This is a genomic window from Lysinibacillus sp. RS11, from assembly GCF_042019215.1.
In the GTDB taxonomy this organism is placed as follows: domain Bacteria; phylum Bacillota; class Bacilli; order Bacillales_A; family Planococcaceae; genus Lysinibacillus; species Lysinibacillus xylanilyticus_A.
In genome coordinates, this window is sequence record NZ_CP168124.1 from 2,241,885 (window position 1) to 2,255,010 (window position 13,126).

Genomic DNA, 13,126 nt, shown 5'->3' on the forward strand with positions numbered 1-13,126 from the left:
GAGAATAATAGATGACAGTAATTTCTATTCAACAGTTACCTAAAACGGATGTGTTGCAGTTTTTTACAAAGCATTGGGGAAGTACAGAAATGGTTATTTCTAGCGGAGTTTATGACTGTAGCAAATTACATGGTTTTGCCTATGTAGATAAACAAAATACTATTTTAGGTCTTATAACGTATAGTATTCGTCATAAAGAATGTGAAATTATTTCTCTTGACAGTATTGTAGAGGGAAGAGGGATTGGTTCATTACTTGTACAAGCTGTTGAACAAAAAGCATCCGAACAAAACTGTACAATGATTACCCTCATTACGACCAATGATAATTTACACGCGTTAAGATTTTATCAAAAACGTGGCTATCACTTAGTCGAAATATTACAGAATGCTGTAGAAAAAGCACGAGCATATAAACCTGAAATTCCTTTAATCGGCAATGACGGGATTCCAATACGTGATGAAATACGACTAGAAAAGCAATCTGGCTCTAGATGAGTCAGATTGTTTTTTTCTTCATTCACAAATGTTTTCTGTAGCATAAGAAAAAAGTCAACTAAAATTACGCCAAGGCGAAATTGATATTCTAGGTATCATCACCTGCCATTTCTCGCTATACTTGATGGAGAGCTAGAAAGTGAGGAATTTATATGAAAAAAATACTATTTATTTTATTATTTAGTGTTCTTATGGTGGGAGCGGGCTTCATCATTTATTTAAAAAGCAATCCACCACTTGTCATGAACAGCTATACGAATCCTACTGATGATTCAACCATTAGAATTGTTGAAATCGAGAATAAAGGACTACATGAGATTCAGCTTCAGCAAATACTCGTTAATGATAAAATGCCTGAAAATGTCGAGCTTGTCGTTAGTAAGTCTGAACCGTTTGAAGCGGAAACGAAACTGGAGGATAACCCGAATATTACATGTCATAAGTTAAGACAAATTAACATTTTTCCTAGTAAATACATAGATCGCGAAGCCGTTGGAAAGCAGCCTCAGCATTATGCTGTAAAGGTTGAGGCACCAAATATTAAGACCATAACGATTAAGTACAATTATTTAAAAATCCCATTTACATTAACAGCTGAGTTACAGGCTAAAAAATAAAGGGTTTCGTCTATTCACATTATCCCGCATGTCATTTCATAAGAGTATTTTAAAGCTATTCATAGGAGGAATATACCTCTTGAATAGCTTTTTTATTTGACAGGAAAAAAACGGAACCTATTCCAGTGGATTTCGTAAAATATAAAAAGGAAGGGGTGTCTATATTGTATTCATTACTATACTATAAGGAAAAACCTTGGGAGATTGACGATGAGGAGGAATTTACTCAATATGCCCAAAAGCTTCAAAAGCACATTGCCATCTTAACCTATGGGAATAATCTAGATGAAGAAGCCTTTGATGAGCTGATTGCAAACTATTTAACAGAGGAAAGTAGCGAAGATCCAACTAAATTTAAGATAAGATATGATACATATGATGCTAATGTGAATAGTCCACATAGGAATAATTGGCTTTTTGGTTTTCAGATGAATGATGAGCAGTTTTTAGCGTTTGAAGCGGCTATCCATCGTTTAGATGGGACACATGTCAGAATTCACCATAGGAGTAGAGGCCATTATGAAGTAGAGATTGATGGTAAACGATATTCCACAAGGGTTTATCGTACTAGAGATTGCTCTAAGGTTTATCGAGAGCCCGTAGAGGGGAGATACTTACTTTTTATCGATGAGGAGTCCGAAGATAATGAGTTGTTAAGAAGTAAGATGCATACGATACCAGAAAAATTGCAATCGCTCTCCTTATCAGTGACAATTCCTTATGAAGAGTGGGAAGTATATGTACGGGATTGGATCAAACGATTACTCAAAATCATACAAGAGTAACAGCCAATCAACAACAAAAAAAGAAGGTAAAATACTTTGGATATTTTGACAGATAAATTAATAATGATTGGTTTGTTTATTCTCATCATTCATTCGATAGAAACACTTGCGTATGCAGTTCGATTATCAGGTGCACGTGTGAAATTATTAGCCTCTGCACTATCCTTGTTTAACTTCTTTCAGCGGGTGTTTGGACACCCGCTGAAAGAAGTTAAAGCCTCCGGCGGATGTCACGGAATCGGAAAGGAGTTCTTTGTGCAAGCACAAAGCCGATTCCGGACGCAATTATGCCGAGGCATAATTGATTGTCATGGTCATGGTTTCAAGACTTGCAAATATGATGCAGCAACCTTTTACTGGAAGTTTGACTGACACAGCACCAAAGGAAAACACATTAGCATTTGTGGAGCAGCAGTTTCGCGTACTTATTGGCGCCGCTTCACTAGGTACATTGGTAGGTATTTTTCTATTGCCGACATTTGTAGCAATTTTTTCAAGGGCTATAATCCATTTGTCTGAGGAAAGAGGCTCCATTCCAGCATTATTCAAAAAAAGCTTTAGTATCGAGTATGTCAAACGGGGAATAAAACATATTCATATGCCGAGTTTTTCATACTTAAAGGGCATTAGTTGGCGTGATATACCTATTAAATTATTTGTCGTTAATGTAGCCATTACGGCCATTTATACAATTGGTGTCCTATCTGCACTTTACGATTCTTTATTAGTTCCTGAAAGATCGACAACTGCTGTGATGTCGTCAGGGCTTATTAATGGTGTAGCAACGATGTTATTAATTATCTTTATTGACCCTAAAATTTCCATTCTAGCTGATGATGTAATCAATCAAAGAGGCAGCTACTTAAGTCTTAAACGAGCTTCTGTGATGATGATGGGTTCAAGGCTGCTAGGCACATTCGTGGCGCAGCTTTTATTTATTCCTGGGGCAAAATATATCGCCTGGTTTACACAATTTATGACTTAGGAGGATTAATATGAATCAAGAATCTTATGAACGTCCAACAGATTATTATGACAACCAGCTGTTTACTATCGATGAACAAATTTGTGCACTAATAAATCTGCGTAACCAACTGTCAAATAAAAATCCTGGTTTTCCACCGGATGAAGCACTCGATCGCTGGGCTAAAAAATATGGTTTTTATGAAGCCTATCTTGCATCATTATTTGGGATGATGAGAACAGAAGAGTATTATAAACCTCGCGTAGAGCCGACCGGTTTTAGAAAACATATCCCGGTATTAAAGTCAGTTGAAGTTGGTGAACAATTCTATACGGTAACTTATATTCGGCAGTATCAAAATGCAAGTGTTGTACAGTTATTAATGGATTGGGATCCTCGACAAGAATCAAATGTTCATGTCAGACACAATTATACGCATAACAGTTTTGAGTTGTTTGTAGGAGAAGAATACGAATGTTGGATAGATAGCGGAGGGGGAACAAACGGCCATGACAGTTGCACTTTTATCGTTTCACCTCCGTTACCTGATAATATTGAAGGTTTAGATTTTGTCTTTAAAGAACATAGCGACGCCTTTGGGGAAAAACCGACTGGATTGGTGATAACTATTCAAGCTAAGTAATAACTTACTCGAAAAATAAAGAAGGATAGATTGAAGTTGATTTTATCATGATAACTTTCAAGGAAAGGGAAATCGGAATTCAATGAAAAAATTATGCTTCCTAATTATGATGTTTTTTGTGTTAGCTGCTTGTAGTACGGGTCAACAAGAAGAAGTGCATTACATAGCGAAAAGTGAGCACTGGAAAGCTGTTTATGATAGTAATGCTGAGGATGGTTTAAGGATTTTCTATTTAGGTGAAAACAAAGACTTGGGTGATTTACAAATTTCGATTGAAGGTGCAAAAAACTCACTAGGGCTGTCAGACGTACGCGTAAATACAGAAGGACAATTAACCTTAACGAAAAAAGAAAGTGAGCAGATTTTTAAAGAGGATACTTCACCCATCATTCATATTCAATGGCAGTCTTATGACGAGACATTAGAAGTGCAAAATAATAGGCGTGTTGATTAGGAAAAGGTAGGTTTATTATTGAGCGAAAAAAGATTTTTTGTTGCTATTTTGCTAATATATACCCATTTTAACTGATTGTAGCGTAGGGCTACTCAAGTGCTCCTGTCGCTTCGCTTTCATTGCAGAGCAAAGCTTCCCGCGGGAAAGCGAGACAGATGAGACCTGAGGCCAACACGATGTTGGTCACGAATGTATTGTCACAGTACGTGACTTGTTCCTTTAGCGAAGGAAGCGGCTCGACGCTCGCCTGCAGGAAGCCTTGCTTTGTGCGAAAGCGAAGCGTCAGCAACAAAGCGAGTAGCCCGTAGCGGAAATCAGAGCCTTCTAATACATGTCAAAATCATGTTATTTTTGATGATACTTTCAACGCATACTTTTGTGCTTCCTGTAATGACTGGAAAGAAGAAAAATGCAGTGATTCCCATTGCTACTACTGTCTACAAAGACCAGAGCGTCCATTACCAAGCAAATAGGTATGAATTGAGTTGGTATTTATTTTTTTAGTAAAATACTCTATTCTTGCAATTAATATTATGAAAAAAGTAAAATTTCAACTATTGACAAGTATTGGTGTATTCTTTATAGTAAATAACAATTTCATCAAACAATGGAATTGGCGATGACGAGGACACGAGGTTTGAAAAGCGATTTACAGAGAGGGAGGCATTGGCTGAAAGCTTCCTAATGCAGCTATCAAAGCTTACTACCTTTGAGCTGTGCTTGGAAACTTGCACCGTATTTGCAACGTTACTGCAAAATCAATGAGCCACTAGTGCATCTAGTGGGAATTTGGGTGGAACCACGGGTAATCAACACATACTCGTCCCTTTATGGGACGAATATGTGTTTTTTTATTTTAAAAAAGGTTAAAAGGAGTAGAGAACATGTCAAATCAATTAATTAACATTCAATTTCCAGATGGGAAACAACAAGCTTTTTCAAAAGGTGTTACACTAACCGACATTGCACAAGCGATTAGCCCTGCTTTACGCAAAAAAGCAATCGTAGGGAGTGTGAACGGAACCATCATTGATTTGACGCGCCCGCTTTTGGAAGATACACAAATTTCCCTGTACGATGCTAGCTCAAAAGAAGGAATTCAGGTTATTCGTCATTCAACGGCCCATTTATTAGCCCAAGCAATTAAGCGTTTATACCCGGATGCTCAATTTGGGGTTGGACCCGTAATAGAAAATGGCTTTTATTATGATATTGACATTGCGCATTCACTAGCACCTAGTGATTTACAACAAATTGAAAAAATGATGAAGCAAATCGTTCAAGAAAATATACAAATACAGCGCAAAGAAGTAACACGATCAGAGGCTCAGCAGCTATTTGCTCAGGATGCGCTTAAGCTAGAGCTACTAGAGGATATTCCTGAACATGAAGTTGTGACGGTTTATGAACAAGGAGAATTTTACGATTTATGCCGTGGACCGCATGTACCCTCTACAGGAAAAATACAACACTTTAAATTAATGCATGTGTCAGGAGCGTATTGGCGTGGAGATAGTAATAATCAAATGCTTCAACGTATATATGGTGTAGCATTTGCCTCAAAAAAAGAACTGGAGGAATACTTTGTTTTCTTAGAAGAAGCAGAGAAGCGTAATCACCGTAAACTTGGAAAAGAGCTAGAGCTTTTTATGTTTTCAGAAGAAGCACCTGGGATGCCGTTTTATTTAGCGAATGGGCAGATTATACGCAATGAATTGGAGTCCTATTTACGCAATTTGCAAACGAAATTTGATTATCAAGAAGTACGGACGCCATTAATGATGAATCAGCGTTTATGGGAACAGTCAGGGCATTGGGATCATTATAAAGAAAATATGTACTTTACACAGGTCGACAACCAGAGTTTCGCATTAAAGCCCATGAACTGTCCTGGTCATATGTTGATCTTTAAAAATGATTTGCATTCATACCGAGATCTTCCGATTCGTATGGCTGAATTCGGTCAAGTTCATCGACATGAATTTAGTGGTGCATTAAATGGACTTTTACGAGTACGAACTTTTTGCCAAGATGATGCACATATTTTTGTCACGCCACAGCAAATTGAGGATGAAATTACGCTTGCTTTGAAAATTATTGATGAAGTGTATCAAGTTTTTGGCTTCCACTACGACATTGAATTATCAACAAGACCAGATAATTATATGGGCGATATTGAACTTTGGAATCAGGCAGAAGCGGCGTTAGAAAATGTACTTCAAAATTTAGGCTTCCCTTATACAATAAATGAAGGTGACGGAGCATTTTATGGACCGAAAATTGATATTCATATTAAAGATGCCATTCATCGTAGCCATCAATGTGCAACCGTGCAGCTCGATTTCCAGCTACCCGAGAAGTTCGATTTAACGTATATCAATGAACAAAATGAAAAAGTAAGACCTGTTGTTATTCATCGAGCAGTATTTGGCTCAATTGATCGCTTCCTAGGTATCTTAATAGAGCATTTTAGCGGTGCGTTCCCAACATGGCTTGCACCTCAACAAGTAACAGTGATTGGTGTTGCCGATCAGCATCAACGCTATGTACAGCAAGTAGTAGAGGCTCTCCAAAAGGAAAAAATACGTGTAAAGATCGATAATCGTCAAGAAAAGCTTGGTAAAAAAATTCGTGAAGCGCAACTGAAAAAAATACCGTATATTTTAGTGCTTGGGGATAAGGAAATGGATCATCAAAATGTCACTGTTCGTCAATATGGTCAGCAAGCTTTATCCGAAAAATCATTAACGCAGTTTATCGAGGAGATTAAGCTAGAGATACAACAAAAAGCTTTATCTTATGAAGGAAATTAAACTACTTTGATGCTTGTATAATAAATAAAAAGGCTTGTAGCTCGACATCTAGGCATTTATGTGAAACTAATCGAAATTAGTCACTGCCCTAGAGTCGAGCTAAAACAAGCCATGAAAGCAATGTTGTGAAAAACTATTTTTTTGTAATTTACTTAAAATTGTTAGTTTTTTTATTTATTTGCTACTATTAATCAATTTTCAAGCATACAATAAATTAAATAACAAACGAACTATATACGAAAAGGTGCTATTGTTTTGATGTTAATTTCTATTGAATGGTTTCTGTCTCAGCATCGATGATAGGTATTTAGAAAGCATGCTAAAAATATACTTGTCAATTGGAATGAGTAAAAGTATGTTGAGAGGTCTATTTTTCATGTATACAATTTGAGTTTTAGATGAAATGTTTCCTCAGCCTTCGGACACTCTAAGGCTTTGTTTGACGAAAATTCAAGGTAGCATTTGTTCTATTCTTCATCAATTGTCTGGTGTAATTGATGAAAAAATCGTTTTCAGTACGAAATGATTGATATTGATTATTAGGATATTATTAAGATGTAGTTTCAGATGGTTTGCTAAGTGTAGGTGCTGTGTTTTCTACTGAATCTTGAGGCTACGGTAGTAAAAAGCTTGAAATATCGACCAATGTTGGGCCTCCTTTTTCGTGTTATAAAGAAGATTTTACTGATTGTATTGATGTATACCTAATTGTAGACATGACATCAGGATCAAATGTTTCTTTATAACGGGAACCTAGTACAAGATAAAACTAGTCAAATCATTGAAATATTGGACTGGCTTTACTTTATCGATCGTTTAGTATTTTCAATAAATGCTCATTACAATTAGGAAGCATTTAAATACTTATTTAATAGGACATCTAATTCTTGACTACAATCTACCACACTAGGATGGGTGAAACCTAAATCCATAGCCTTTCTATACATAATTCTTCTTTTAACTTCAATTTCCATTTTTAAAAATTGTTTACGCGATTTAATTCCCAAGATCTTTTCCTCCTAATTTCTTCTCAATATTCTTGTAATAAAATATTTATATGACCTCGATTCAACTTTTTCATTGTATCTCACTTAAAATAAAAAATATGTCATATTGTGTATGGGGTGAGAAATTCGTAATATAGTCACAGGAAATTATCCTAATTCTTAAAAGAGGGGAAAGATAAAAGGTTTCAATATAAAGTGTTTAGACCTATTTCGATTTACTTTTATTGTTATTTTATGCATTCTAATGCCTTATATACGACTATATTAAAGTTTTTTATTGCTAGACGATAGAAAACGTGTAGAGATAGGTTTAATAGATTTGCAACTTTTTTACTATAAAGATTTAACTTGTATGGAACTTCGTATCTTGTCATAATTTATCAAATAAACTTTTTTGTTGTTTGTTATTGAGGAGATTTCATTTTGTTTAATAATGTTGAGAATTTTCGAAATAAATGGAATAATAGGTAAATAGAGATGTGATATAAGGGCATTCCTAGAGGAGGTTATAATGACCGTAATTTACTTTGTAAGACATGCTCATTCTTATTATACAGCTGATGAGTACAACCGCCCGCTTTCTGACAAAGGGTTTGAGGATAGGGAGCATGTCACTGAATTATTTAAAGATAAAATAATCCACGCAGCCTATTCAAGTCCATATAAAAGAGCCATCCAAACGGTCGAAGGCATAGCGCAGGAACATAATCTACAGATTAATACGATGGATACTTTAAGAGAACGAATACTATCTAATAGGAAGATCATTGATTTTGACGATGCCATTTATCAATTATGGAGTCAGCCAAATTTTGCATTTGAGGGTGGTGAATCAAATGAATCCGCAATGGAACGAGCAATTACCACCTTGCAAAAAATAGTACTTACACATCCAAATGACAATGTAGTAATTGGGACACATGGCAATATCATGGTTTTGATGATGCACTATTTTGATACACAATTTGATTACACTTTTTGGAAGGAACTTGCCATGCCGGATGTCTATGAACTTACATTTGAAAACTTCGAGTTAAGGGATGTTCAGAGAATTTGGAGAGAGTAGGATAAGAGAAGTGGAACAAGAATTATGTGAACAAATAATGAAGCTAGAAAAGCAATTAAAGCATGAGAGGAAAGCGGATTTAGAGAATTTATTGGCTGATAATTATCGAGAATGTGGAAGTTTGGGCCCAATGTATGATAAATTAATACAATTAAATTCGCTGGAGAACGAAGGTGGATTTCAGAATATCCCATTTGTTGTTAGATTTTGCGATCCAGCAATGCTACATATTGTACAACTTCAATTGCAAGCGACAAAAAATCATTAAGAAGCTCTATTGCGGACTCAGAGTGGAAAATGTATTTCATCAGGGAACCCCAACTTTAAACGCTCGTATGTAATATGACATACGAGCGTTATTGAGTTTGGCTGAAGTGGCAGCCCCTTATTTCGTTTTATCGAGAAAATCAAGGATTTTTATCTGGGCCATTCTTCTCGTAATAGACCAAATAATAGTAGATCATAAAACTTGCCGAAGCGGAAAATCTCATTTCTTAAAGTACCTTCTTTTGTAAAGCCACATTTTTCATAGGAACGTACTGCTGCTTCATTAAAGCTAAACACCTGAAGCTTAATCTTATTAATGGAAATGTAATTAAATATAAAATGAATAAGGGTTTTCATGGCATCTGTTCCAAGTCCTTTTCCTTGCCATTGTTCACCGATTGAAATGCCTACAAAGCATGTGCTATTTTGCCAGTTAATTGCATAAACAGCGCAGGAGCCGATTAGTTCATTAGATGACTTTTCAAATATCCCGAAGATAAATTCTTCTTTCTTGCCACTAATACTTTGAAAAAATGAGGAGTGATCCTCAAAGGTTTTTGGAAAGGGGATCTCGTCATTCGCAAGTAATAACGATTTTTTTTCACTTTCAATTTTTACAAATGCTTCTAAGTCAGAAGATGTCATTTGCTGTAAAGTGATAGATTGACCTGTAAGAAATTCTTTAAAATAATTTTCCATTAGTTTGGTTTTCTCCCTTGTTCAAGGGCTGCAGTTTGAGCGATATCCCTTGATTTATTTGTTGAATAAACAAAACATCTACTGCACTTTTCGCACTCATTGGCAAAACTCCTTATGTTTGAATATTTTCATAATAACATTTTTAGGGATTTATAGAAATATATAATTTAAATTACCTTTTATTTGAAGGGTGCCAATTTGTTTGATCATTTATATCTTGTTGCTCCATCCACTGAAGAAAAGTTTCCGTGTCTCGAATATTGTGATCTAATACAGCTTGATAGACATAGATTGAAGGAAGTATTAGCTTTCTCTGTAGCAGCTCTTCTTTTATTTTTAAAATACACTTTCGGCGATCAATTGTTAAAGAATCATTCATAAGCGAAACTAAATCTCTTGATAAAGGGCCATTTCGTGTTTCAGAAAACAGCCACATATCAATATTCCAAATGTCTGAAGGAGTATGCTGATATTGTATTTTAAAATAGTAACCATGATAGGCTGTTTCAAAATAATTACGGTACTTTACCTCTAAAACTTTAGGATGGTTAGTTAAATCCGATAGTATCGTCATGGCTTCAGCCGGATTAGGACTGACACTGAAGGTTTCGATATCGATATCTTGATCTACTAGTAAATCATAGGCCGTAGCTCCAACAACATATGCTTGTCCGATTTTATTCCATTTTTCTAATAACGCCAATTCGTTTAGAATCGTCAAGGCAGTTTCTTTTCGCTCTTGCGCTCTCTTTAATATTTCCAAAATTTACACCTACCCTTAAATTAATTTCTAAATCATGTTAGAATACATTATATTTGTCATTTGTTCAATATTATATCAGGAATGTTGAATAGGAAGATATAGAGTTATTCTTGATCAAAACAAGGATTTTTTTTGCTGCTGTATGCCCATTTTTAGTTGATGAATAGAATATGATGTACTAATGCTATGAACAATATCAGACAGAAAGAAGGAATAATACATGCGTACTTTTACTCCATATTTTAATGGTCTAATGCAATACTTACCTGAAGAGGAGCAGCTTCAATTACAACGGGCAATCGGAGCAACAGAGTCTCAGATACAATTATTACTTAAAGTGTTTCCTGAGTGTCCGGAGTCACTTATGAATCTATTAAAGGATGTTAATGGAACGTACTATTGTAAGCATGGTGATGAAACGATTTGTGTACTTGTACTCGGCTCGGGTCTTGATGAATATCCATATTATTTAAAGTCCGTCGAGCAAATCATTAAAGATTACCGAGTAGAAGATAGTGTAAGTATTTATGATCGTTATAAGGATTTTTTAGATTTTGTAGAAGTGGATGAGCGTATTAATCTTCACGTACCGCTAAAAGAACGATTATGCTTTTCGGATTGCATGAACAATGGGGGTACGTCTAGTTTATATATTGACTTCAAGCCGAATGATTGTGGGATAGTAGGACAAGTGATTCGCTATATGCATGACCCAGATAGCTATGAAGTGATTGCACCTTCCTTTGACGCATATTTACAGCAGCTGATGGATGGGGAGTATGAATTTACTGCGCTCTATGAGGAGGACTACTAATGTCGGAAGGGACAGCTTCTATAAGATTAAAGTTTCTAGAAGAAAATGATGATCACTTGATTGAACGATATACTATAACTAAGGAGCAACTTCGCTATACGAAGTCTCCAATGGATAGCATTGAATTAGTGAAGCAGGACAAAAACCGCTATGCGATTTTGGCAATAGATGGAGACAAACTCGTAACTTTCTTTGTGCTCCATGAAAAAGAAGGCGTCAAGCCATATTCCTCCAATAAACAGGCGATATTAATCCGTGCCTTTTCAACAGATTTTTATGAACAAGGTAAAGGCTATGCGAAGGCAACTTTACAGCTATTGCCGGACTTTGTTACGAAGCATTTTCCTCATATAAATGAGCTTGTATTAGGCGTTAATTTACCGAATACTGCTGCACAGGCATTGTATAAAAAATGTGGATTTGTCGATGAAGGCAAGATGGCAGTTGGATTTACGGACATTAAGGTGATGAGTTATTACATAAGAGAGTCACAAGTAATCGAAGCATGTATGGAGCAATTTGAGGAGATATGTGCGATTGATCAAGATGTATTTGGAGATTTCTCAAGAAGTGAAACTATTCGCACAGCCGTTCAAGAAAAACGTTGTCTTATTCAACAGTCCGAACAGGGGATTGCTGGTTTTCTCATTTTTACAAATGACTTTTTTGACAATAACTTTATTTCACTAATCATCGTCAAGCCATCTGAGAGACGAAAGGGTGTTGCTACTGCATTATTAGCTTTTTATGTAGAAATGGCAGACACAAGAAAAATCTTCTCTTCGACGAACCAATCAAATACGAGTATGCACAAAGTATTTGAAGCAGCAGGATTTGTAAAAAGTGGCTATATTGAAAATTTAGACGATGATGATCCAGAGATAATCTATGTGAAAATGAAGTAAATGGCAAGTCTCGTAGCATGTTTACTGCGAGACTTGCCATTCGTTATTTTCTTGCCTTTATGAATAAAAAGGAAGGGCGACTAATCTCTTTTTTGAGAGAAGGCAGCTGTTGCATAGCTTCATCGCTAGGAATCGGTTCTAGTATTTTTTCAATCGTCAAGCCATGCGCGATTAAGGTATTGATTATTGTAGAAACACTGCGGTGATATTTGACAACGCCATCTACAAACCACGTTTGCTCACGCTTGCCCTCATCATGGTAATGGTCGACTGCATAATGGCTTCTATTGCCATGTTCATCATAAAACCAGTTCCCCTCTATCGTTTTACGTGCTGTAGTAATCGGATGCTCAACTGAGAAAATAAACAAGCCATTAGGACGAAGCATTCTTGTAATGTTTTCAATTACGCCATTGAAATCAGCTATATAATGTAATGAAAGAGAGCTTGTAATACAATCATAGCTTTCTGGGGCAGCATGATAATCCTCTAATGCTTGCAAATGGTAGTCTATGTTTGCATGAGCATGTTCACGTTGAGCAATTGACAGCATATTTTTGGAAACATCAATTGCTGTAACATGCTTTGCGCCATTTTCAATACAATAGTATGCGAATTCTCCCATTCCACAGCCGATATCAAGCATTTGTAAATGGATTAAATCAGGGAGCAATGATTTGAATGCCGGTTGCTCCAGTAAACGGTTATAGTTATAAGGTGTTTGCCGTAATTTCCGGTATTGTTGGAAAAATTCTAGATGATCATAAATGTTTTGTTTCATGTCAAACCTCCACTAGTTTTACATAACGTTATGTAACATTTGCGCATAATT

The 13,126-nt window shown here is 36.0% G+C and carries 13 protein-coding genes and 4 pseudogenes; 13 read left to right on the forward strand and 4 right to left on the reverse strand.

Translation table 11 applies throughout. From position 1 onward, the window contains the following. Nucleotides 1–11 precede the first annotated feature (11 nt). From AB9L17_RS11425 to thrS, 8 genes and pseudogenes are all read left to right on the forward strand, one after another. A complete protein-coding gene (locus AB9L17_RS11425) occupies nucleotides 12–497 on the forward strand; it encodes a GNAT family N-acetyltransferase (protein WP_223554303.1) in 486 nt (161 codons plus the stop codon). A 152-nt stretch (nucleotides 498–649) separates the two neighbouring features. Beyond that, on the forward strand, nucleotides 650–1,114 hold the full coding sequence (locus AB9L17_RS11430) for a hypothetical protein (RefSeq protein ID WP_375200652.1): 465 nt from the start codon (nucleotides 650–652) through the stop codon (nucleotides 1,112–1,114). 164 nt (nucleotides 1,115–1,278) lie between these two features. Next, on the forward strand, nucleotides 1,279–1,899 hold the full coding sequence (locus tag AB9L17_RS11435; RefSeq protein WP_068984109.1) for a hypothetical protein: 621 nt from the start codon (nucleotides 1,279–1,281) through the stop codon (nucleotides 1,897–1,899). Nucleotides 1,900–1,962: 63 nt separating this feature from the next. Next, nucleotides 1,963–2,073 (forward strand): annotated as a pseudogene (locus AB9L17_RS11440) (lipid II flippase family protein); the annotation flags it as partial. A 133-nt stretch (nucleotides 2,074–2,206) separates the two neighbouring features. Continuing rightward, a pseudogene (locus AB9L17_RS11445) lies at nucleotides 2,207–2,884 on the forward strand (lipid II flippase Amj family protein); the annotation flags it as partial. A 10-nt stretch (nucleotides 2,885–2,894) separates the two neighbouring features. Then, the gene (locus AB9L17_RS11450; protein ID WP_375200653.1) at nucleotides 2,895–3,506 is read left to right on the forward strand and encodes a hypothetical protein; all 612 of its coding nucleotides are present in this window, start codon (nucleotides 2,895–2,897) and stop codon (nucleotides 3,504–3,506) included. A gap of 82 nt (nucleotides 3,507–3,588) precedes the next feature. After that, a complete protein-coding gene (locus AB9L17_RS11455) occupies nucleotides 3,589–3,960 on the forward strand; it encodes a hypothetical protein (protein WP_375200654.1) in 372 nt (123 codons plus the stop codon). An 884-nt stretch (nucleotides 3,961–4,844) separates the two neighbouring features. Further along, nucleotides 4,845–6,773, forward strand: coding sequence for a threonine--tRNA ligase (gene thrS, locus AB9L17_RS11460; RefSeq protein ID WP_375200655.1), 1,929 nt, complete (start codon nucleotides 4,845–4,847; stop codon nucleotides 6,771–6,773). An 845-nt stretch (nucleotides 6,774–7,618) separates the two neighbouring features. Here thrS and AB9L17_RS11465 read toward each other — a convergent pair. Then, nucleotides 7,619–7,747, reverse strand: coding sequence for an aspartyl-phosphate phosphatase Spo0E family protein (locus tag AB9L17_RS11465; RefSeq protein ID WP_068984465.1), 129 nt, complete (start codon nucleotides 7,745–7,747; stop codon nucleotides 7,619–7,621). A gap of 544 nt (nucleotides 7,748–8,291) precedes the next feature. Here AB9L17_RS11465 and AB9L17_RS11470 point away from each other — a divergent pair. Further along, a complete protein-coding gene (locus AB9L17_RS11470) occupies nucleotides 8,292–8,846 on the forward strand; it encodes a histidine phosphatase family protein (protein ID WP_375200656.1) in 555 nt (184 codons plus the stop codon). A gap of 10 nt (nucleotides 8,847–8,856) precedes the next feature. Beyond that, complete coding sequence (locus tag AB9L17_RS11475; RefSeq protein ID WP_375200657.1) at nucleotides 8,857–9,114, forward strand: hypothetical protein; 258 nt, start codon at nucleotides 8,857–8,859, stop codon at nucleotides 9,112–9,114. Nucleotides 9,115–9,263: 149 nt separating this feature from the next. Here AB9L17_RS11475 and AB9L17_RS11480 read toward each other — a convergent pair whose 3' ends face one another. Together AB9L17_RS11480 and AB9L17_RS11485 are read right to left on the reverse strand one after the other, a co-directional pair. Beyond that, entirely contained in the window at nucleotides 9,264–9,812 is a 549-nt protein-coding gene (locus tag AB9L17_RS11480) for a GNAT family N-acetyltransferase (protein ID WP_068984114.1), read from the reverse strand. Between the two features lie 172 nt (nucleotides 9,813–9,984). Then, entirely contained in the window at nucleotides 9,985–10,575 is a 591-nt protein-coding gene (locus AB9L17_RS11485) for a hypothetical protein (RefSeq protein WP_375200658.1), read from the reverse strand. A gap of 220 nt (nucleotides 10,576–10,795) precedes the next feature. On the opposite strand from AB9L17_RS11485, the gene AB9L17_RS11490 reads away from it, so the two are divergent. From AB9L17_RS11490 to AB9L17_RS11500, 3 genes and pseudogenes are all read left to right on the forward strand, one after another. Further along, on the forward strand, nucleotides 10,796–11,389 hold the full coding sequence (locus AB9L17_RS11490) for an SMI1/KNR4 family protein (protein ID WP_068984116.1): 594 nt from the start codon (nucleotides 10,796–10,798) through the stop codon (nucleotides 11,387–11,389). Further along, nucleotides 11,389–11,883, forward strand: a pseudogene (locus AB9L17_RS11495) (GNAT family N-acetyltransferase); the annotation flags it as partial. The gene AB9L17_RS11490 and the pseudogene AB9L17_RS11495, both read left to right, overlap by 1 nt. A gap of 63 nt (nucleotides 11,884–11,946) precedes the next feature. Continuing rightward, nucleotides 11,947–12,294: pseudogene (locus AB9L17_RS11500) on the forward strand (GNAT family N-acetyltransferase); the annotation flags it as partial. 43 nt (nucleotides 12,295–12,337) lie between these two features. Here the strand turns inward: AB9L17_RS11500 and AB9L17_RS11505 are convergent. Further along, nucleotides 12,338–13,075, reverse strand: a complete 738-nt coding sequence (locus tag AB9L17_RS11505) for a class I SAM-dependent methyltransferase (protein ID WP_068984117.1) — start codon at nucleotides 13,073–13,075, stop codon at nucleotides 12,338–12,340. Nucleotides 13,076–13,126: the final 51 nt, after the last annotated feature.

What these genes read in the sequence shown, in the direction of transcription:
- AB9L17_RS11425 (WP_223554303.1), top strand. Translation starts at nt 12, where the DNA reads ATGACAGTAATTTCTATTCAACAGTTACCTAAAACGGATGTGTTGCAG.
- AB9L17_RS11430 (WP_375200652.1), top strand. Translation starts at nt 650, where the DNA reads ATGAAAAAAATACTATTTATTTTATTATTTAGTGTTCTTATGGTGGGA.
- AB9L17_RS11450 (WP_375200653.1), top strand. Translation starts at nt 2,895, where the DNA reads ATGAATCAAGAATCTTATGAACGTCCAACAGATTATTATGACAACCAG.
- AB9L17_RS11455 (WP_375200654.1), top strand. Translation starts at nt 3,589, where the DNA reads ATGAAAAAATTATGCTTCCTAATTATGATGTTTTTTGTGTTAGCTGCT.
- thrS (WP_375200655.1), top strand. Translation starts at nt 4,845, where the DNA reads ATGTCAAATCAATTAATTAACATTCAATTTCCAGATGGGAAACAACAA.
- AB9L17_RS11465 (WP_068984465.1), bottom strand. Translation starts at nt 7,747, where the DNA reads ATGGAAATTGAAGTTAAAAGAAGAATTATGTATAGAAAGGCTATGGAT.
- AB9L17_RS11470 (WP_375200656.1), top strand. Translation starts at nt 8,292, where the DNA reads ATGACCGTAATTTACTTTGTAAGACATGCTCATTCTTATTATACAGCT.
- AB9L17_RS11480 (WP_068984114.1), bottom strand. Translation starts at nt 9,812, where the DNA reads ATGGAAAATTATTTTAAAGAATTTCTTACAGGTCAATCTATCACTTTA.
- AB9L17_RS11490 (WP_068984116.1), top strand. Translation starts at nt 10,796, where the DNA reads ATGCGTACTTTTACTCCATATTTTAATGGTCTAATGCAATACTTACCT.
- AB9L17_RS11505 (WP_068984117.1), bottom strand. Translation starts at nt 13,075, where the DNA reads ATGAAACAAAACATTTATGATCATCTAGAATTTTTCCAACAATACCGG.